General features: G+C 64.0%; 21 protein-coding genes. 12 read left to right on the top strand and 9 right to left on the bottom strand.

Annotation, left to right across the window (positions count from 1 at the left end; all coding sequences use genetic code 11):
* Nucleotides 1-3: 3 nt before the first annotated feature.
* The 3 genes from AB4Y64_RS04525 to AB4Y64_RS04515 are packed head-to-tail and all read right to left on the bottom strand — an operon-like array spanning nt 4 to nt 2,404.
* Entirely contained in the window at nt 4-567 is a 564-nt protein-coding gene (locus AB4Y64_RS04525) for a phage holin family protein (protein ID WP_441815255.1), read from the bottom strand.
* 6 nt (nt 568-573) lie between these two features.
* Nucleotides 574-936 (bottom strand): hypothetical protein, encoded by a 363-nt coding sequence (locus tag AB4Y64_RS04520; RefSeq protein ID WP_441815254.1) that lies wholly within the window; start codon nt 934-936, stop codon nt 574-576.
* Between the two features lie 43 nt (nt 937-979).
* Complete coding sequence (locus AB4Y64_RS04515) at nt 980-2,404, bottom strand: trypsin-like peptidase domain-containing protein (RefSeq protein ID WP_441815253.1); 1,425 nt, start codon at nt 2,402-2,404, stop codon at nt 980-982.
* 542 nt (nt 2,405-2,946) lie between these two features.
* Between AB4Y64_RS04515 and AB4Y64_RS04510 the strand changes: the two genes are divergently transcribed.
* The 3 genes from AB4Y64_RS04510 (at nt 2,947) to AB4Y64_RS04500 (ending at nt 6,859) form a co-directional block, all read left to right on the top strand.
* On the top strand, nt 2,947-5,115 hold the full coding sequence (locus AB4Y64_RS04510) for an adenosylcobalamin-dependent ribonucleoside-diphosphate reductase (RefSeq protein ID WP_441815252.1): 2,169 nt from the start codon (nt 2,947-2,949) through the stop codon (nt 5,113-5,115).
* Nucleotides 5,116-5,400: 285 nt separating this feature from the next.
* Complete coding sequence (locus AB4Y64_RS04505) at nt 5,401-5,982, top strand: hypothetical protein (protein WP_441815251.1); 582 nt, start codon at nt 5,401-5,403, stop codon at nt 5,980-5,982.
* A 91-nt stretch (nt 5,983-6,073) separates the two neighbouring features.
* The gene (locus AB4Y64_RS04500; protein ID WP_441815250.1) at nt 6,074-6,859 is read left to right on the top strand and encodes a TSCPD domain-containing protein; all 786 of its coding nucleotides are present in this window, start codon (nt 6,074-6,076) and stop codon (nt 6,857-6,859) included.
* Nucleotides 6,860-6,928: 69 nt separating this feature from the next.
* Here the strand turns inward: AB4Y64_RS04500 and AB4Y64_RS04495 are convergent, their stop codons facing one another.
* On the bottom strand, nt 6,929-7,192 hold the full coding sequence (locus AB4Y64_RS04495; protein ID WP_441815249.1) for a hypothetical protein: 264 nt from the start codon (nt 7,190-7,192) through the stop codon (nt 6,929-6,931).
* A 141-nt stretch (nt 7,193-7,333) separates the two neighbouring features.
* Here AB4Y64_RS04495 and AB4Y64_RS04490 point away from each other — a divergent pair, with 141 nt between their 5' ends.
* A complete protein-coding gene (locus AB4Y64_RS04490; protein WP_441815830.1) occupies nt 7,334-7,678 on the top strand; it encodes a VOC family protein in 345 nt (114 codons plus the stop codon).
* An 11-nt stretch (nt 7,679-7,689) separates the two neighbouring features.
* Here AB4Y64_RS04490 and AB4Y64_RS04485 read toward each other — a convergent pair whose 3' ends face one another.
* On the bottom strand, nt 7,690-8,577 hold the full coding sequence (locus AB4Y64_RS04485; RefSeq protein ID WP_441815248.1) for a MerR family transcriptional regulator: 888 nt from the start codon (nt 8,575-8,577) through the stop codon (nt 7,690-7,692).
* Nucleotides 8,578-8,716: 139 nt separating this feature from the next.
* Between AB4Y64_RS04485 and AB4Y64_RS04480 the strand changes: the two genes are divergently transcribed.
* The gene (locus AB4Y64_RS04480) at nt 8,717-9,244 is read left to right on the top strand and encodes a fasciclin domain-containing protein (RefSeq protein ID WP_441815829.1); all 528 of its coding nucleotides are present in this window, start codon (nt 8,717-8,719) and stop codon (nt 9,242-9,244) included.
* Between the two features lie 32 nt (nt 9,245-9,276).
* Entirely contained in the window at nt 9,277-9,498 is a 222-nt protein-coding gene (locus tag AB4Y64_RS04475; RefSeq protein ID WP_441815247.1) for a DUF378 domain-containing protein, read from the top strand.
* 150 nt (nt 9,499-9,648) lie between these two features.
* On the opposite strand, the gene AB4Y64_RS04470 is transcribed toward AB4Y64_RS04475, so the two are convergent.
* From AB4Y64_RS04470 to AB4Y64_RS04455, 4 genes are read right to left on the bottom strand one after another with little or no spacing between them, the layout of a single operon-like run.
* Nucleotides 9,649-10,803 (bottom strand): MFS transporter, encoded by a 1,155-nt coding sequence (locus AB4Y64_RS04470; protein ID WP_441815246.1) that lies wholly within the window; start codon nt 10,801-10,803, stop codon nt 9,649-9,651.
* A gap of 14 nt (nt 10,804-10,817) precedes the next feature.
* Nucleotides 10,818-12,272, bottom strand: a complete 1,455-nt coding sequence (locus tag AB4Y64_RS04465; protein ID WP_441815245.1) for an NAD(P)-binding domain-containing protein — start codon at nt 12,270-12,272, stop codon at nt 10,818-10,820.
* A gap of 9 nt (nt 12,273-12,281) precedes the next feature.
* On the bottom strand, nt 12,282-12,824 hold the full coding sequence (locus tag AB4Y64_RS04460) for an arsinothricin resistance N-acetyltransferase ArsN1 family A (RefSeq protein WP_441815244.1): 543 nt from the start codon (nt 12,822-12,824) through the stop codon (nt 12,282-12,284).
* Between the two features lie 45 nt (nt 12,825-12,869).
* Nucleotides 12,870-13,691 (bottom strand): MarR family winged helix-turn-helix transcriptional regulator, encoded by an 822-nt coding sequence (locus AB4Y64_RS04455; protein ID WP_441815243.1) that lies wholly within the window; start codon nt 13,689-13,691, stop codon nt 12,870-12,872.
* 51 nt (nt 13,692-13,742) lie between these two features.
* Here AB4Y64_RS04455 and AB4Y64_RS04450 point away from each other — a divergent pair, with 51 nt between their 5' ends.
* Genes AB4Y64_RS04450 through arsJ form a run of 6 tightly spaced genes read left to right on the top strand, consistent with a single transcriptional unit; the run spans nt 13,743 to nt 18,488 of the window.
* The gene (locus AB4Y64_RS04450; protein ID WP_441815242.1) at nt 13,743-14,096 is read left to right on the top strand and encodes an ArsR/SmtB family transcription factor; all 354 of its coding nucleotides are present in this window, start codon (nt 13,743-13,745) and stop codon (nt 14,094-14,096) included.
* Between the two features lie 4 nt (nt 14,097-14,100).
* Nucleotides 14,101-14,619 carry an arsenate reductase ArsC gene (locus AB4Y64_RS04445; protein ID WP_441815241.1) on the top strand — a complete coding sequence of 173 codons (519 nt, stop codon included), beginning with the start codon at nt 14,101-14,103 and terminating at the stop codon, nt 14,617-14,619.
* Nucleotides 14,616-15,695 (top strand): ACR3 family arsenite efflux transporter, encoded by a 1,080-nt coding sequence (arsB, locus tag AB4Y64_RS04440; protein ID WP_441815240.1) that lies wholly within the window; start codon nt 14,616-14,618, stop codon nt 15,693-15,695. Before AB4Y64_RS04445 ends, arsB begins: the two co-directional genes overlap by 4 nt.
* Nucleotides 15,696-15,711: 16 nt before the next feature.
* Nucleotides 15,712-16,215 carry an arsenate reductase ArsC gene (locus AB4Y64_RS04435; protein WP_441815239.1) on the top strand — a complete coding sequence of 168 codons (504 nt, stop codon included), beginning with the start codon at nt 15,712-15,714 and terminating at the stop codon, nt 16,213-16,215.
* Between the two features lie 32 nt (nt 16,216-16,247).
* Nucleotides 16,248-17,255, top strand: a complete 1,008-nt coding sequence (locus tag AB4Y64_RS04430; RefSeq protein ID WP_441815238.1) for an ArsJ-associated glyceraldehyde-3-phosphate dehydrogenase — start codon at nt 16,248-16,250, stop codon at nt 17,253-17,255.
* Nucleotides 17,256-17,258: 3 nt separating this feature from the next.
* Nucleotides 17,259-18,488, top strand: a complete 1,230-nt coding sequence (gene arsJ / locus AB4Y64_RS04425; RefSeq protein WP_441815237.1) for an organoarsenical effux MFS transporter ArsJ — start codon at nt 17,259-17,261, stop codon at nt 18,486-18,488.
* Nucleotides 18,489-18,653 lie beyond the last annotated feature (165 nt).

Genomic DNA, 18,653 nt, shown 5'->3' with positions numbered 1-18,653 from the left:
TGGTCATGGCGGCGCGACGTCGATGCCCTGTTCGTCCTTCTTCGGCCGCCCCGACAGGCTCTGTTCGTGGCGCTTTGCAGCGTCGCGCGCCGATTCCTCCGAGCCCGGGCCGGGCATGAAGTCGGCGAGGTCGCCGATGCCCAGGCGCGCCAGCTGCCGGCGCGTAGCCTGCAGGCGGGTGTGGTCGAAATAGTGCATCGCGCGCCAGCAGGCGTAGCCCGTCACGGCCAGGCTGAGCAGTGCGGCGATCAGCATTGCCAGCAACCACGACAGGCCCAGGGTGGTCAGCAGCGCGACCAGGCTGCCCATCAGGAACAGCCAGGCCGAAGCGCCGAAAACGATCGCCACACCGACGAAGGCAAGCGCGCGGCCCAGCGCACTGCGCGCCAGCGCCAGGTCGGCGGCGACGAGGCTGCGCATCGCCTTGGCCGATGCGCCCGCGGCGCCGAGGCCGGTGCGCGCGGTGGCGCCCAGTTCGCGCAGCGCCTCTCCCAACTGGTCAGGCGGCGGAACCGATGCCCCGGGCTCGGGTCCCTCGGGCGTTCGATCGTCCCCCACCTGGCTCATGCGGTTTTACTTGTCGCCGCTGCGGGCGAGCTTGGCGATGATCCAGCCGGCGGCAAAGGCGACGCCGAAGGACGCAAGCGGGCGCTCGCGGATCAGTTCGGCGGCGCTGTCGATCAGGTCGCGGCCCTTGTCCATCAGTGCATCCACCTGCTCGCGGGCAACGCCCCCGGCCTGCTCGGCGGCAGCGATTCCCGACAGGGCGCTGTCGGCCAGGTCGGCCTTCACGTTCGCCTTGCCCACGCGCAGTTCGTCGCCGGCCGCGCTGGCTGCGCCGCGCAGTGCTTCGCCGGCATCGCTCGCCGCCTGCTTGAGGTGTCCGCCGGCTTCGCCGAGGTGGGTCTTCATGCCGTCGCTGGGGGTGGGATTCATCAGGTGTTCCTCCAAGGGGTCTCGGGGTGTCGCAGGCGTGACGTTACTGCATCGACAAGTTGCCCTGTCGGCCGCCGCCACGTACGACGCGCAGGACCAACTGTGCGGGAGCCTGTGTGAAGCTGGCGCGGAAACCTGAAAGATCCTCGAACGTACCAGACGTGGCGGCGGTGATGATGTCGTCCTTCTGCAGGCCGTTCTGCGCAGCGCGGCTGCCGCGCGCGACCGATTCGACCAGCACGCCGGAATAGCCCGACTGGCGCAGGCGCTCGGGCAGTTCGGCGAACACGGCGCCGGCCAGGCGCGGGTCGAGCTCCAGTCCCTGGAACGACTTGGGCTGTTCGCGCAGCACGGTGTTCATCTGGATCACCTTGCCGTCACGACGCACCTCCAGCGCGACGCGGCTGCCGACGGCCTGCAGGCCTTCGAAGTTGCGCAGCGCGTCCGGGTCGTCGATGCGCTCGCCGTTGGCGCTGATGATCACGTCGCCGGGCTTGAGGCCGGCCGTCGCCGCGCCACCACCGGAGTAGACCTGCGTGACCAGTGCGCCGCGCGCTTCCTCCAGGCCCAGTCCCTGCGCCAGGCGCGCATCGACCGCCTGCGACTCCAGCCCCAGCGTTCCGCGGATCACCACGCCATTGTTGGCGATCAACTGGCCCATGATGTTGCGCGCCAGGCTGGTCGGGATGGCGAAGCCCAGCCCGATGTTGCCGGCCATCGAACCGCGCGGATTGAAGCTGGCCGTGTTGATGCCGACCAGTTCGCCGTTGAGGTTGACCAGTGCGCCGCCGGAGTTGCCCGGATTGATCGAGGCGTCGGTCTGGATGAAGTTCTGGAAGCCCAGTCCGCGCAGGCCGGTGCGGCCGACCGCGGAGACAATGCCCGAGGTTACCGTCTGGCCGATGCCGAACGGGTTGCCGACGGCGACGACGAAGTCGCCGACCCGCAGTGCATCGGAGTTGGCCAGCGGGATCGCGACCAGGTTGGGTGCGTTGATGCGCATCAGCGCGACGTCGGTATCCGGGTCCGAACCCAGGAACTCGGCCTTGAGCGTGCGCCCGTCGGCCAGCGTCACCGATACCTCGTCGGCGCCCTCGATCACATGGTGGTTGGTCAGCACGTACCCGCGCTGGGCATCGACGATCACGCCAGAGCCGAGCGATTCGTTGATCCGCTCCTGGGTCAGCTCCGGGAACATGCGCCGGAACATCGGGTCGCCGCCGAACGGGCTGACCTTGACCCGCTGCTTGGTGTGGACGCTGACCACGGCCGGGGTGACCTTGGCCAGCATCGGCGCCAGCGACGGTAGTGGCTGGCCGCTGACCACCACCGGCAACGCGGCCACGGTGGTGGCTGCGGCCGGCGCCGCCTGGGCAGGCGTTTCCAGGCCGTCGCGCATGGCGATGGCAACGAATCCGCCGAAGGCGGCGGCCAGGGACAATGTAAGAAGGGTCGGCAGAGGGCGCATCGCGTCGTTCTGGCTGGAGGGAGGAGGGGTCGGGTCCGCACACGGCGGCTGAACGGCCCCAGTGTCTGGCAAGACCACTAAATAGGCCATGAAGTTTCCAGCATCTGCGCCGCTGCCGCAGCCCCCGCCAGCGGCGGTCGCGAGACCGGCGCGGCTTGCAAGTGCACCTGCCGCACTGCATCGCTGACGTCCGTCACGCATTGTGACTGCGATCAAAAAAGCGTTGACTAAATTCGGCACCGGGTTTAGCTTGAACCCTCGCTCCGGCCACTACATGTAGTGGTCAACGGGCGGCGGGAGCCCAAAGTTAGGGATTTCCTGGCTTAGAGTTGCGGTACTGTCAGCGCTATCGGGGGATGGCGCGGAACGGGAGCAAGATGAGCCCAAAATCGAACCAGAACCCATGTTTCGCGGACGTGCAAGACCGGTCGCGGGCATCGCCGTCGGCGACCGTTTGGTGGTCAGTGGCTTGGCGGCACCCAATATAAGAATCCACCGGCAGCGGTCCCGATCTGCTGCCAGAACGAGGAGAAAGGACAGGCATGAGCACAGTGCGCCTCGAGGCGGTCAAGACGGCCGCGGCTGTAACGGGGGACCTCGAAAGGGAAATCCCCATGCAGCCCGCTTCCCAGGACATCTGGGACAAGAAGTACCGGCTGAAGACCAAGACGGGGAAGGCCGTCGATTCCGATATCGACGCCACCTACCAGCGCGTGGCCAAGGCCCTGGCCGAAGCCGAGCCCAATGCCGAGAAGCAGCAGTACTGGAACGAGCGTTTCGTGTGGGCGCTGCGCCGCGGGGCCATTCCCGCCGGCCGCATCACCTCCAACGCCGGCGCGCTCGAGCACAAGCCGGCCACCTCGACCATCAACTGCACCGTCTCGGGCACCATCGAGGATTCGATGGACGGCATCCTGGAGAAGGTCCACGAAGCGGGCCTGACGCTGAAGGCCGGTTGCGGCATCGGCTATGAGTTCTCGACGCTGCGTCCGCGCGGCGCGTTCGTCGCCGGTGCCGGCGCCTACACCTCCGGCCCGATGTCCTTCATGGATATCTACGACAAGATGTGCTTCACCGTGTCCTCGGCCGGTGGCCGTCGTGGCGCGCAGATGGGCACGTTCGACGTCTCCCATCCGGACGTGAAGGACTTCATCCGCGCCAAGCGCGAAGACGGCCGCCTGCGCCAGTTCAACCTGTCGCTGCTGATCACCGATGGCTTCATGGAAGCGGTCGACACCGACGCCGACTGGCCGCTGGTGTTCCCGGTCAACATGAAGGAAAAGGGCGACATCAACCTCGACGACGCGACCCAGGTCGTGTGGCGCGAGTGGCCGACCCACCGCAACTACATCGTGCGCGACGACGGCCTGGTGGCCTGCAAGATCTACGGCCACATCCGTGCCCGCCACCTGTGGGACATGATCATGGTCTCGACGTATGACTACGCCGAGCCGGGCTTCATCCTCATCGACCGCGTCAACGAGATGAACAACAACTGGTGGTGCGAGAACATCCGCGCGACCAACCCCTGCGGCGAGCAGCCGCTGCCGGCCTACGGCGCCTGCCTGCTGGGCTCGGTCAACCTGACCAAGTTCGTTCGCGACCCGTTCACCGACCAGGCGACCTTCGACTGGGAGGAATACAAGGAAGTCGTGCGCGTGTTCACCCGCATGCTCGACAACGTGGTCGAGGTCAACGGCCTGCCGCTGGAGCAGCAGCGCAACGAGATCATGCGAAAGCGCCGCCACGGCATGGGCTTCCTCGGCCTGGGCAGCACCGTGACCATGCTGCGCATGAAGTACGGCAGCAAGGAGTCGTGCGAGTTCACCGAGCGCATCTCCCGCGAGATGGCCGTGGCCGGTTGGGAAATGGGCCTGGCGCTGGCGAAGGAAAAGGGCGCCGCGCCGATCATGGACGAGCTGTTCGCCGTCGATGCCGAGATGCTGCGCAAGCGTCCGGAGATGGTGAAGGACGGCTGGAAGATCGGCCAGGACATCCCCGGCCGCGTCCTCCACGCCCGCTACAGCCGCTACATGCAGCGCGTCGCCTCGGTGGCGCCGGAGCTGGTGGACGAGCTTGCGCAGACCGGCGCGCGCTTCACGCACCACAGCTCGATCGCGCCGACCGGCACGATCTCGCTGAGCCTGGCCAACAACGCCTCCAACGGCATCGAGCCGTCGTTCGCGCACCACTACAGCCGCAACGTGATCCGCGAAGGCAAGAAGTCCAAGGAAAAGGTCGACGTCTATTCCTACGAGCTGCTGGCCTATCGCGAGCTGATCAACGCCAAGGCCATGCCGTTCTCGGATGAAGAGCACGCCAGGCTGCCGGAGTACTTCATCTCCGCCGACGACATCTCCCCCAAGGAGCACGTCGACGTGCAGGCCGCGGCGCAGAAGTGGGTGGACAGTTCGATCTCCAAGACCGCCAACGTCCCGACCGACTACCCGTACGAGCAGTTCAAGGACATCTACCGCTACGCCCACCAGCAGGGCCTGAAGGGGTGCACCACGTTCCGCTTCAACCCGGCCGCCTTCCAGGGCGTGCTGGTCAAGGAAGCCGACCTGGAAAACACCACCTATCGCTTCGAGCTGGAAGACGGCAGCGTGCTGGAGGTCAAGGGCAACGAGCAGATCGAATACGACGGCGAGATGCACACCGCCGCCAATCTGTTCGATGCGTTGAAGGAAGGCTATTACGGAAAGTTCTGAGCGCTGTGGTCGCGAGCGCTGCGAGGGACCTGCTTTCAGGCGTCAGGCAACAACGGCACCCGGGGGAAGCAGGTTCCTCGCACTTTCGAAGCGGCAGCGGTAGAGGCAGGGGGCAGCGGTGATCGCCTCCACACGGAGTCCGGGCCGGCTCCGCGTTCATGTACCAGGCCCAAGTGAGTAACGTGTGGATTGTGTCGTGCGCGTGCAGCAGGTATAGCATCGCCCTTGCAACACCCCGATTACCGCAACACGCCAACCAGGTTTTGACGCCCGTCAGGAGGGCACATGAGCAATGGCAACGGAGTGACGGCGACCCTGTCGCAGGCCGCCGATAACGTGAAAGAAACCGCATCCCACATTTCCAGCGCGGTGATGCACCGTGCCGAGGAAGCGGTGGCGTCGGTCAAGACCACCGCCAAGAAGGCACGCAAGGCCGCCAAGAAGGCGGTAGGCACCGCCAAGAAGAAGCTCGCCGCTGCCAGCGCCAAGGCCAAGAAGGAAGCTTCGTCGCTCAAGGCGAAGGCCGGCAAGAAGACGGCCAAGAAGGCGACGAAGAAGGCTGCAAAGAAGGCAACCAAGAAGGCTGCGACCAGGAAGACCGCGAAGAAGGCGGTGAAGAAGGTTGCGGCGAAGAAGACGGCGAAGAAGGCCGCCAAGAAGGCAACGAAGAAGGTTGCCAGGAAGGCTGCGAAGAAGGCCGTCAAGAAGGCCACGAAGAAGACTGCGACGAAGAAGGTCGCGAAGAAATCAGCCGTCCGGAAAGCTGTGAAGAAGGCGCCGGCCAAGAAGGCCGTAGCCAGGAAGGCGGCGAAGAAGGCAGCCAAGCGACCCACAAAGAAGGTCGCGAAGAAAGCTGCCAGGAAGTAAGTGCCCCGATTGGTCGCCGCGTCCCAGTGGCGCGGCGACCGCCTTAAGCGACATATAACTAGATCAGCGTTACCGCACCAGGAGCGGGTTCATGGCCGTCAAGATCGACAAGAAAATCAAGGGCTACAGCGTCGTCACCCCGGAAGACAAGGCGAAAGAGGCTTCGCGCCCGGCGCCGGTCGCCGCGGTCGAGTCGCTGCCGACCGCCGACGTGATCCAGATGCACGAGCGCATCGAGCGCCCCGAGATCCTGATCGGCTCCACCTACAAGATCAAATCGCCGCTGTTCGAGCACGCGCTGTACGTGACGATCAATGACATCGTCCTCAACGCCGGCACCGAGCACGAGCTGCGCCGCCCCTTCGAGATCTTCATCAACTCGAAGAACATGGACCACTTCCAGTGGATCGTCGCGCTGACGCGCATCATGTCGGCCGTGTTCCGCAAGGGCGGCGACGTGACCTTCCTGGTCGACGAGATGAAGGCCGTGTTCGACCCGAAGGGTGGCTACTTCAAGGCCGGTGGCGTGTACATGCCGTCGCTGGTGGCCGAGCTGGGCAGCATCGTGGAGGACCACCTCAAGTCGATCGGCCTGATGCACGACCCGGAGATGAGCGACGCCCAGCGCGCCCTGATCGCCGAGAAGCGCGCCGCCTACGCGCAGCTGTCAAAAAAAAACTCTGACGCGGGCCACGTAGACCTGTTCCCCGAACCGCGCATCAGCGATACGCCGCGCAGCGAGGACGTCGAAGTCACCGGCGACGGCGTCAGCTTCCCGCCGAGCGCAACGATGTGCCACAAGTGCAACACCAAGGCGGTCGTGATCATGGATGGCTGCGCGACGTGCTTGAACTGCGGGTACAGCAAGTGCGGTTGAGCTGACGCGCGAACAGGCCCTGGATGGACTGACCGCGAGAGACCGCATCGGTCAAGCAACCATTGCTTCCTAGGCCGCTGGGGCCTCGCCGCCATTTTCGCGCTGCTCGAGAATCTTGGCCACCTGCGCATCGGCGGCAGCCCGATGCTGCAGGGATTTGCACATCTCGATCCCGGCCGATGTCAGTCCCAGTCCTTCCTCGTCCTCGACCACCAACCCGCTCTCGATCAGCCGGTCCCGGACGACGGAGTCGTCATCGGTCAGCGCAGCGCGCTGGGATACCCTTTTCAATACCGCCAGCAAAGCGAGGTCTTCGAGCGAGATTGGATCCATGGCTGTCCGAAGAGGTTGACACGCGGCACACTGCCGGAAGCCGAAACAATACCATCCGATCTGTTCCCGCGGAGTCCGCATTCAGCCTGACAGGTGGTCCTCATCTGACCGCCGCAACATTGGAGCGAAGTCACGTGGAAGATCGCGTGCATCGTCCATGTAGCCATCACGGTGGAAGACCTTGAGGCCACGACCGCCTTCTACGAACGGCTTTTCGGTGCAGCCGTGACCGCGGAGCATGCGGTTGATGGACGAACACTCGTGCGGCAGCTATCCCTCGGCGGCGCCAGCCTCAGCGTGCATCAAAAAGATAACGGGGTGGAGCTGGTTGCTGCGCGACCGACGCCCGGATCGGCGGATATCTGCTTCCGGTGGAGGGGGACCATGGATGAGGCCCTATCCGCACCTGGCTGGTCGATGCGTTTTGCGGGGAATTCTGGCCGACGATTGAGTCCTTGTTTCAACAAACGCGGCGGCGCCTTCTGAGCCGCCGCTGATCAGCCGCGCCCCGCGTGCGGAGCCATTCCCCGCGTCATCGACTGGGCATCACCCACGGCCTGTATCCGCGCCGACGCCAGTTCTTCGGCCAGGTAACGCGCATTCGTGCCGCCAAGCCACACGGGCACGCCGTGCGCCAGCTCGGCATCGAGCCGGCGCAGTTCCTCCAGAGCCGAGCGGGCCTGTTGCGAGTCCACCGAACTCAGCGCGACTCCGGTTGCGCCGAGCTTGGCCGCGACGCGCGCGATTTCAAGAGCCGGCAGTTCGGTGCCGAGGTAGAGCACGGGCACGCCCGCCTCGTGTGCCTGCAGCGCCGCGCCGATCAGGCCCAGCTCGTGGCGTTCCTCAGGAAGCGTCGCGAACAGCACCCGGGGGCGCTGTTCGCGCGGAGGGGGGCTGAGTACCGCGAGCAGGCGCATGCGCAGCAGGCTGCTGACCAGTCGTTCCTGCGCGACCGCGAGCCGTCCGTCGGCCCAGCGCAGCCCCACCTCCCGCAAGAGCGGCATGACGACACGCGTCATCAGCACGGTTATCGGTAGCGTGGCGATCGCCACCGAAAGGTCGCGGTCGAACACGTCGACGCGGTACTCGGCGATTGCATCGAGCATGCGCGACGGCAGCCCTTCCACGCCGCCGTAGGCGGCCCGCCGGCCGGCGTCGAGCAAGCGGTCGAGGGCATCGTCGTCCAGCGCGGCGAGGTCGCGGATCGGGTGGCCGCGGTCGGTCAGGCGGTGCAAACGCGAGAGCCGCTCGATCGTTTCCGGGTCGTACAGGCGCCGGCCCTGGGCATCCCGGACGGGGCGTATCGCGCCATGCCGGCGCTCCCACGCGCGCAGCGTCTCGGTGCTAAGTCCCGCGAGCTCGGCGGCGGCCTTGATGGGATACATGGCACCAAATGTACAGGGCGAAATGTACATGCTCTGTACATGGATAGCTTGTACAGACGTCTAACAGCGTGGGGGTGAGACTCCGCCTCGTGCCACCCCTTCCCCCTGGAGAACCGCCATGTCCTTCCGCCCCCTGCCGATCCGCCTCCGCGTCCTTGCGATCGCCCTGGTCCTGGCTGTCTCGACGCCGGCCGTCTTCGCGGCGCCCGCCGGCGGCAACGGCGCCGCCAAGAGCAGCGCTCCGGCGCATGCACCCGTCGACATCGTCGACACCGCCATCGGCGCCGGACAGTTCAAGACCCTCGCCGCCGCGCTCGAAGCGGCCGGCCTGGTCGACACGCTCAAGGGCGCCGGTCCTTTCACCGTGTTCGCCCCGACCGATGCCGCATTCGCCGCGCTGCCGAAAGGCACCGTCGAAAGCCTGCTGAAGCCGGAAAACCACGACAAGCTGGTCGCAATCCTCACCTACCACGTCGTGCCGGGCCGCGTGACCGCGAGCCAGGTGGCGGGGATGGATGCCGCCACCACGGTACAGGGCGGCGAACTCGCAATCCGGGCGTCCGGCGGCGCAGTGACCGTCAACGGTGCCCGCGTACTCAGTGCCGACGTCGCCGCCAGCAATGGCGTGATCCACGTCATCGACAAGGTGCTCATACCGCAGGGCTGATTGCGCAACCCGCACACACGGAGGAATGAACAATGAAAAGTCTGAATGTCGTGACGCTGGTACTGCTGATCGTCGGTGGTCTGAACTGGGGGTTGGTCGGCGCATTCCAGTTCGATCTCGTCGCCGCATTGTTCGGCGGTCAGGACGCGATGCTCGCACGCGTGGTGTACGTTCTGGTCGGCCTGTCGGCGCTGTGGCAGGTCGTCTCGTTGACGCGGCCCGCATCGCACGCGGCCGTAGTACGTAGTCCGTAGCACGCCTGCAGGTTCCGTTGGCGCCGGACGCACTATAGCGGCTGGCGTCGACGTTTTTTACGGGTGCCGGTGTACTCCGAAGCAACCCCGGCACGCCTGTTGGGCAGTGCAGGGGCAGGCCGGTATCGGAGAGTTCGATCCGAGACGGCGTCACGCTGATGAGTGCGGAAGGCGAAGCGCGAAGGGCAATGTGAATATCAGGATGCCAGCGACGGTGAGCAGCACGGTTGGTATTCCAAAGACCGCGGCTGCGCCGACCATGAGCAACGGCGCCGCTGCGCGGGAGAACCCTTGCGCACGAGCAATTTCGCCGTTCCAACGGCCTACCTCAGCAACCCCATAGAGCCCTTGAATCAGCCACGGTCGGGAGAGCGTGTGCAGACCCGAGCCCAGTCCAAAGACTGCGACGCCTCCAGCTATCACGGATGCTGAAGATGCAAAGGTAACCACCGTCAGCCCGATAACCTGGAAGACGATCGGCCAGGTCTTCAACAGTTCGGGCGGTATGGCGTTGCGTCCATGCAGCAACCAAATGCGCCCGGGCAGCTGAGCGATGCCCAATGCCGCCAACACCATCGCTGCAACAGATGGCTCGGTGCCACGTGTCAGGAGCAATGGGATCAAAAGCAGCGTCAGTGCCATACTAGCCAGCGTGCCAGAGGCAAATATTGCGATCAGGGCGCGCATATGACGAGGCCAGGCTCCCGGACGCTGTGAGGGCCTCTTCGCCCGACTAGCGTCACTCGCTCGAAGGGAGGGAACCACCCAAACCTCCATGATCGAGGCTGCCACCACAATCGCGCCCACACCAACTAGCGCTGTGGACCGCCAGCCCAAGGCCTCGACCAGGGTAGAGACGATCGGCAGAAAAATGGTGCTAGCAAGCCCACCCATCACCGTCACAGCTGCGAGTGCGCGAACCCGATGTGGCTCAGCTTCGACGGCACGTGCCACGAGCGCGAATGCTGGTTCGTACAGAAGGAAAGCCATCGCGATGCCGATGCAAAGCCAACCCACATAGAGAGCAGTGACTCCCTGAGCGGTGCCGACGATGCCAAGGCCGAGGGCCGCCAACGCCATGCCAATGCGAGTGACGGAAGCGGCATGGCCTAGGTCGAGCCATCGACCAACCGCGGGCGCCAGCAAGGCCATGGCGAGCAGTCCAGCGGAGAAGGCGCCAGCCACTGCCGTTCGCGACAAGGCCAGCGTTGCTTCCATGGGTACGAGCAGTACCGAGAAGCTGTAGTACAGAACTCCCCAGAGGATGCACTGGCACAATCCCAGCAGCCATACGGCACGCCTCATGTGTGCTGGCATCGTCAGCTAGCGCAGCAACTGGTGCGTGCGGGGACAGGCTTGGCGGGCGTAGCGCTGCAGCCACAGCCGGCACTGCCTCTCACCTTCGCCTGCTGATCTCCGACGCAACACGCATTGCTCGATTCAGTCGCGGGTCCCCCGCAGCAGCCAGCTTCCTTTGCCGGCTCAACGGGTGCCGTCCCGCAACAGCTGGATTGCGTGGCTTCCTCTTCTTCGGTGAACTGGGTGACGCAAACGCCGGTCTCGGGCAGTACCAGTTCCACGCGACGCGCGGCGTCCCAATCGCCCGCGATGGCGGCAACCACTGACCGCACCTGCTCGTATCCCGTGGGCAGGAGGAAGGTCGGCGCGCGTCCGTAGCTCTTCATTCCGACGATGTAGACATTCGCGTCGGGATGCTTGAGTTCCTCCGCACCATGTGGGCGGACGCTTCCGCAACTGTGCTGATTGGGGTCAATCAGCGGGGCAAGCGCCGTGGGGCTCTGCGTGCCCAAGTCGAGCGAGATGCGCAGCTCCGACAGCAGGGAGGTGTCGGGCCGGAAGCCGGTGGCAGCCACGACTTCATCCACTGCCGGGACGGTCTTTCCTTCACCGTGGGCAACGATGCCGCCGGGCGTCTTCTCCAGCCGATCAAGGTGGAAGCTCGTCGTTACGCGCAGGGTGCCTTCGTTGAGCAGCTGCTTGATGGTCAGGCCGAGCTTCCCCCGTTCCTTGAGCTGGTCGTTCTCGCCACCGCCAAGCACACGTTGCAGCGAGGGGCGACGGATAGCCCATTCGATCTGCATGCCCGGCATCTGCTTCGACAGGCGTGCCAGATCGCTTAGCACGTTGAACGCGGAGTGTCCGCTGCCAACGACCAGGACGCGCTTGCCGGCGTAGCGCTCCCGGTGCTTACCGAGCACGTCTGGCATTCCGTAGAACACGTGCGCATGGAGGGAGCGTTCCCCCAGCGCGGGGACGCCAGATGCGCCCATCGGGTTCGGGTTGTCGATGGTCCCGGATGCGTCAATCACCGCCTGCGCCAGGATTTCATGCTCGCCGGCAGCGTCTTCGTATCGGACTACGAACGGGACGTCGTTGCGCTTGGCGTCCTTCATTCGGTCGCGGCGTTGCTTGGTCACAGTGGAAACGCGAGCACCCAGGTGAAGGTGCGACCGGATTTCTGGCGTGTTAGCGAGAGGCTTCAAGTACTGCTCGACCACCTCACCGCCGGCAGGGTAGTGGGCAAGGTTCGGGGCCTGCCAGCCTTGCTTCGCCAGCAGTGCACCCGCCGCACGGTCGATGGTGAACTCCCAAGGCGAGAACATGCGGACATGGGCCCACTGGAGCATGCCGGCGCCAACGGACTCGCCGGTCTCCAGGACCAAGGGAGTCAAGCCACGCTCAAGTAGATGAGCGGCGGCGGCCAGACCAACGGGGCCGGCGCCAATTACGACAACGGGAAGTGCAGCGTTCATGGGTTCTCCTCAGGCATTCGCCGTAGCCGCTTCGGCTTCGGTCGTCGGGGGTGAGAGGTTTTCAGGAATGAGGCGCTCGACGATGGCGACGTCGAGCCAGCGGCCTTCGAGCTGGCCGTGCTTTTCGTAGATGCCGACTTCACGGAAGCCGACCGAGCGGCACAGTGCGCGGCTGGCCGTGTTGAACAGGAAGATCCGCGATAGCAGCTTCCAGTAGCCACGGTCGCGAGCGACATCGATCAGGGCCAGGAGTAACTGGCGTCCGATCCCTTTGCCGCGCGCGGCGGCGTCGAGGTACACGGAGAATTCACCGATACCCGCATAGCAATCTCGCGGGCGGTAGCCGCTTAGTCCTGCCCAGCCGAGAACTTCACCGGCTTCGCTGGTCGCGACCAGCAAGGGGTAACGATTGATATCAGCCAAGCGCTGTTCCAGGTCCGCGGTTGAGCGCGGATTCGTTTCAAAGGTTGAAGAGCGCTCGGCAATGCCTTGGTTGTAGATGGCCGCGATGGCTTTTGCGTCATGCATCTGGGCCAATCGAATCTTGATCATCCTCATCACCTGTTGTTAGTGACAACTATCTGGGCAAAAAAGGGGTCAACCACACTTCGCGGCAGCATCATTGCCGCAAGACGGCGCACAGCTACCCACGCTTACACCGGAGACGAAACGCGCTTGGGCGGCACGTGCAAGGCGCTGGATGATCTCGGTCGCCGCGGCGCGCATCTGAGGATCCAGATCGCGCAGCAGGTCGGCCTGCTGTTCGATAAGCTCACCGTTGATCTTCTCGTAGAGCTTCCGACCTTCAGGCGTGACGCGAAGCGAGACGGCTCGTGCATCGTCGGGATCGGGTAGGCGCTCGACGTATCCCTTCCGCACGAGCGCGTCGGCGACGCGGGTGGTCGTGCTCTTGTCGAGCATCAATACTTCGGCCAATGCCTGGCTGCGACTCGGTCCCCGATCTACCAGGGCTTCCAGCGCATAGCACTGCGTGACCGAGATGTCGTAGCAGCAGATCTTGTCCCGATCGCGAAACTGGTAGACCCGCACCAAATCCGACACGGCCGCGTGCAACGCTTCGGCGTCGCGCAGCAGGGGATTCGAAAGGGGGGCAGGCTTGGCTGACATCGGACGCGGCATATCGTTGTTAGTCGCAACTATATTCCTCTCCCGTACCGTGTCAAGCGTGCGGTGTCCCGAGGTTTGCCCAAGCGCTTGAGGTCGCCGCCACGTGTTGGGCATGACCACTGATTCGACGTCGGCCAGATCGGCGGAGGCAGACTCCGTGAAGGGTGCTCGGTCGCGTTTATGCCTCCAACTCTCCCGGGCCTCGCCGAGTTGGCCAGCAGAGCGGCGCAGGGCGCCCGCGAGCAGGGCCGGGATCTCTTGCGAAAGGATCGGCATGGCGGTCGTGGCCATAAGCGCACCTTGGGGGTTGCTCTCGTTCGATGATTCTAACATACTGGAATTATGGATACGAAGAACGCAGTCACCGCCATGGCCGCACTGGCCAACGCCTCCCGCCTGAGCATCTACCGGCATCTGGTGGAGCTCGGGCCGGAAGGCGCCTTTCCAAGCGACCTGGCCCAGAAGTTCGACATCCCGAACGCAACCCTGTCTTTCCACCTCAAGTCGCTTTCTCACGCCGGACTCATCGAGGCGGAGAGGAACAGTCGGAACATTCGCTACCGGGCGAACTTCGAGGAAATGCAGGCTCTGGTGGATTTCCTCACGCTGAACTGCTGTGGCGGGGATCCGAGCAAGTGCGCCCCGGAAGTTCTGGTGCCGGCCAAGTCCATCCCTGTTCGTGCCCGCGCCCGGTGATCTGATGGCTTACAAGGTTCTGTTCCTCTGTACAGCCAATTCCGCGCGCAGCATTCTCTTTGCGTCCACGCTGAGCCATCTGGGCGGAACGCGATTCGATGCGCATAGCGCTGGCAGCCAGCCCGCCGGAGTGGTGAATCCGCATGCGCTGGCCGAACTGCATCGGCGAGGCATAGCGACTGAAGGAGTGCGCAGCAAGTCGTGGGACGAGTACACCGCAGACGGTGCGCCCACGTTCGACTTGGTCGTGACCGTATGCGACAGCGCGGCCAACGAAAGCTGCCCCGTCTTCTTTGGTGGCTTCGTAAAAGCTCATTGGGGCCTCCCCGATCCAGCCGGTACTGCCGGCGACGCAGCGGCGGTCGCTGCTGCATTTCGGATCACCGAGGACGTCGTGTCCGCTCGGTTGGCGCGCCTCCTCACGCTGCCGCTTGAAAGCATGGACCGCGAGGCCCTGCAGCACGAGCTGAGCGTCATCGCGGTCGAATTGCCTGCCCGTCAGCTCCTGGAGCAGGCGGCATGAGTGCGGTGACCGAGGCCAAGCCACTGTCACTGTCGCAGAGGATGGGCGGTTTCGAGCGAAACCTGACGGCGCTGGTCCTCGTGTGCATGGCGGTGGGCACACTGCTGGGCTATGCCTCTCCGGGAACGTTCGAAAAACTCGGTGGGGCCGAAATCGCCAAAGTCAACCTGCCTGTTGCCTTGCTGATCTGGCTGATGATCATCCCAATGCTGCTGAAGATCGACTTTGGCGCGATGGGTCAGGTCAAGCGGCATTGGCGGGGCATCGGTGTCACCGTCTTCGTCAACTGGGCGGTCAAGCCGTTCTCGATGGCGCTACTCGGTTGGCTCTTCGTCCGTCACGTGTTCGCACCGTATCTGCCCGCGGATCAGATTGATTCCTACGTCGCCGGACTGATCTTGCTGGCCGCGGCGCCTTGCACGGCCATGGTGTTCGTCTGGAGCAATCTGTGCGACGGCGAACCGCAGTTCACGCTTAGCCAAGTGGCGCTGAACGACTTCATCATGGTCTTCGCATTCGCGCCGATTGTCGCGCTGTTGCTGGGCATCTCCTCGATTACCGTTCCGTGGTCGACGCTGCTGCTGTCCGTCGGCCTCTACATCGTCGTCCCTGTGCTGGTTGCCGCGGTGATCCGGCGATTCGTGATCCAGCGCGGCGGTCAACAGGCGCTCGACGTTCTTCTGCGGCGCTTGCATCCGGTCTCGCTCGCCGCACTGCTGCTGACCTTGGTCCTGTTGTTCGGCTTCCAGGGCAAGCAGATCATCGCGCAGCCCGCGATCATCGCGATGCTCGCGGTGCCAATTGTCATCCAGGTCTACTTCAATGCAGGGCTGTCGTACTGGCTGAACCGTCGCTTCAAGGTCGCACACTGCGTGGCCGGTCCGTCCGCGCTCATCGGTGCGAGCAACTTCTTCGAACTGGCGGTTGCCACCGCAGTGGCCGTCTTCGGGGTGCACTCTGGTGCGGCACTGGCCACTGTCGTGGGCGTGCTTGTGGAGGTGCCGGTGATGCTGTCCGTCGTGCGCATCGTGAACGCCACCAAGCCCTGGTATGTCGCCCGTTCTTCCGAGCCGTAAACATCGCAGAGGCCATATGAAAGACCGCTATAACGTCCTGTTCGTATGCACCGGTAACTCGGCCCGCAGCCAGATGGCGGAAGCATTGGGAAACTCACTTGGGAAGGGGCGCATTCGCGCATACAGCGCAGGCAGCCACCCCGCGGGACTGGTACAGCCGATGGCGCTGAAAGTGATGTCCGATGCCGGGCTCGATGTGAGCGTCCTTCGCAGCAAAAGTTGGGCTGAATTCGCCCAGCCTGGGGCGCCAGAGATGGATCTGGTAATCACAGTGTGCGATCGCGCCGCTGGTGAGTCCTGCCCGGTCTGGCCTGGTCAGCCGATAACCGCGCACTGGAGCATTCCCGATCCGATGGCGGTCACGGGTACGCAAGAGCAAATCCACAAGGCATTCTCCAATACGCTCCTCGTGCTGCAGCAGCGTATTTCGCTGTTGCTGTCGCTGCGCATGGAAGCACTGGATCGCCTTGCAGCCGAGACCAAGCTGCGCCAGATCAGCGAAGCTCCGGCCACGGCCTGAACTACTTCATTCCACTCGCAACAGAGCCTTCAATGAGCATTCGCGTTGGCATCAACGGCTTCGGCCGAATGGGCCGCCTCACCTTGCGTGCGGCCTGGGGAAATCCGAATATTCAGTTTGTGCAGATCAACGATCCTGCTGGTGATGCAACTACGCTGGCGCATCTGTTGAACTTCGATTCCGTCCACGGCCGCTGGGACCGAGAGGCCACCGCCGACGGCGAGTCCATCATGGTCGACGGCGTTCGGATCCCGGTCAGTCGTAACAAAGACATTGCAGCAACCGATTGGTCGGGTTGCGACGTCGTCATCGAGGCTTCGGGCAAGTTCCGGAAGCCGGATGTCTTGCAGCCTTACCTCGACCAGGGCGTCAAGAGGGTCGTTGTGACCGCGCCGGTTAAATCTGCGGGCGCACTCGACATCGTGATGGGCGTGAATCACCAGCGCTTTGATCCAGACCAGCACCGCATCGTCTCGGCGGCCTCTTGCACAACTAACTGCTTCGCGCCGGTCGTCAAGGTTATCCATGAGTCCTTGGGTATCCGGCACGGCAGCCTGACTACGATCCACAGCCTCACGAACACACAAGTGATCGTCGATGCACCGCACAAGGACCTGCGCCGAGCACGTTCGTGCGGCAGCAGCCTGATCCCGACCTCCACCGGCTCGGCCACGGCCATTGCCGAGATATTCCCTGAGCTCAAGGGACGCTTGAATGGCCACGCGGTGCGTGTGCCGCTGACCAATGCCTCGCTGACCGACTGCGTGTTTGAGGTCGAACGCCCGACTACGGTGGAGGAGGTCAACTCCTTGCTACAGGCCGCCGCAGAGGGAGAGCTCACCGGCGTGCTCGGTTACGAGACGCGGCCGCTCGTGTCGATCGACTACAAGACCGACCCGCGTTCCAGCATCGTCGACGCGTTGTCGACGATGGTGATCAATGGCACGCAGGTAAAGATCTACGCGTGGTACGACAACGAGTGGGGCTATGTTAACCGCACCGCGGAGCTCGTGCAGTACGTGGGCAAAGCGGATCGCTGACCTATGCTCGCGCGCCTTTCGTCCGACGTCCGACAGTATCTGCTGATCACCGGAAACTACTGGGCCTTCACCCTGACTGACGGTGCCCTGCGCACGCTCGTGCTGCTGCACTTCCACGAGCTGGGTTATTCACCGCTCCAGGTGGCCCTGCTGTTCCTGTTCTACGAGATCTTCGGCGTCATCACCAACCTGGTCGGCGGCTGGCTTGGCGCGCGGATCGGCCTCAACAGAACCATGAATATCGGCCTGGCGATGCAGGTGGCTGCCTTGTCGATGTTGCTGGTACCGGCCGCATTGTTAACCGTGCCGTGGGTAATGGCTGCGCAAGCGTTCTCAGGGATCGCCAAGGACCTCAACAAGATGAGTGCCAAGAGCAGCATCAAGCTGCTCGTACCGGCCGATCAGCAGGGCACGCTCTTCCGTTGGGTGGCGGCGTTAACCGGGTCCAAGAACGCGCTCAAGGGCATCGGCTTCTTTCTGGGAGGCGCGCTATTGACGGTGATTGGCTTCAAGGCTGCCGTCGCTGCGATGGCGGCCGCCTTGGCTGGGGTTCTGATTCTGAGCTTAGCGTTGCTGAAGCGCGATCTCGGTAAGGCTAAGGCCAAGCCGAAGTTTCGGGACATCCTCTCAAAAAGTAGAGCCATCAACCTGCTCTCAGCCGCGCGGATGTTCCTGTTCGGTGCGCGTGATGTATGGTTCGTGGTCGCGCTACCGGTCTTCCTTGCCCAGTCCCTCGGATGGGATTTCTGGCAAGTGGGCAGCTTTCTGGCCGCCTGGATAATCGGTTACGGAATAGTCCAGTCGGTAGCACCAATTCTCCTCGTGGGACGGTCGGGAACTGCACCCAGGGGCCGAGAGGCATTCGGTTGGGCCGCAGTACTGGCCGTCGTTCCTGCAGCCATGGCCATGTTGTTGGCGCGGCAGTATCCACCGCAGGACGTACTGCTGATCGGCCTGGCTCTCTTTGGGGTGCTCTTTGCGATCAACTCGGCGCTGCACAGCTACTTGATAGTGAGCTACGCGCAGGCGGACGGTGTTTCGTTAGACGTCGGCTTCTATTACATGGCCAATGCGCTAGGGCGGCTCCTCGGCACAGTACTTTCCGGGTGGGTGTTCCAGAGCTTCGGATTAGGTGCCTGCCTCTGGGTCTCGGCCGCGTTAGTCCTCTTAGCCGCAACCGTGTCTAGCGCGCTACCCAGGAGTTTGGAGAGCGTCCAGATTGAACATGGATAGGCAGTGGAAGCGTGATGTCCGCTTCTTTAATCGGGCGGTAGTGTCAAGGTCGGACTCCTTCCGTTGGTCGGGTACGTCTCCGCGTGGGTCACGCTTCTTTCCGCAGTCGGCTCTGATGGCGCTCGGCTCGCTGCATGCATTGGTCGGACGGAATGGAGAGCCTGG

Origin of the sequence: Lysobacter sp. TAF61, assembly GCF_052113485.1 — a bacterium.
Taxonomy (GTDB): Bacteria; Pseudomonadota; Gammaproteobacteria; order Xanthomonadales; family Xanthomonadaceae; genus Lysobacter_J.
Note: the sequence above shows the minus strand (reverse complement) of the source record. Positions and strands in the feature narration are given on the sequence as shown.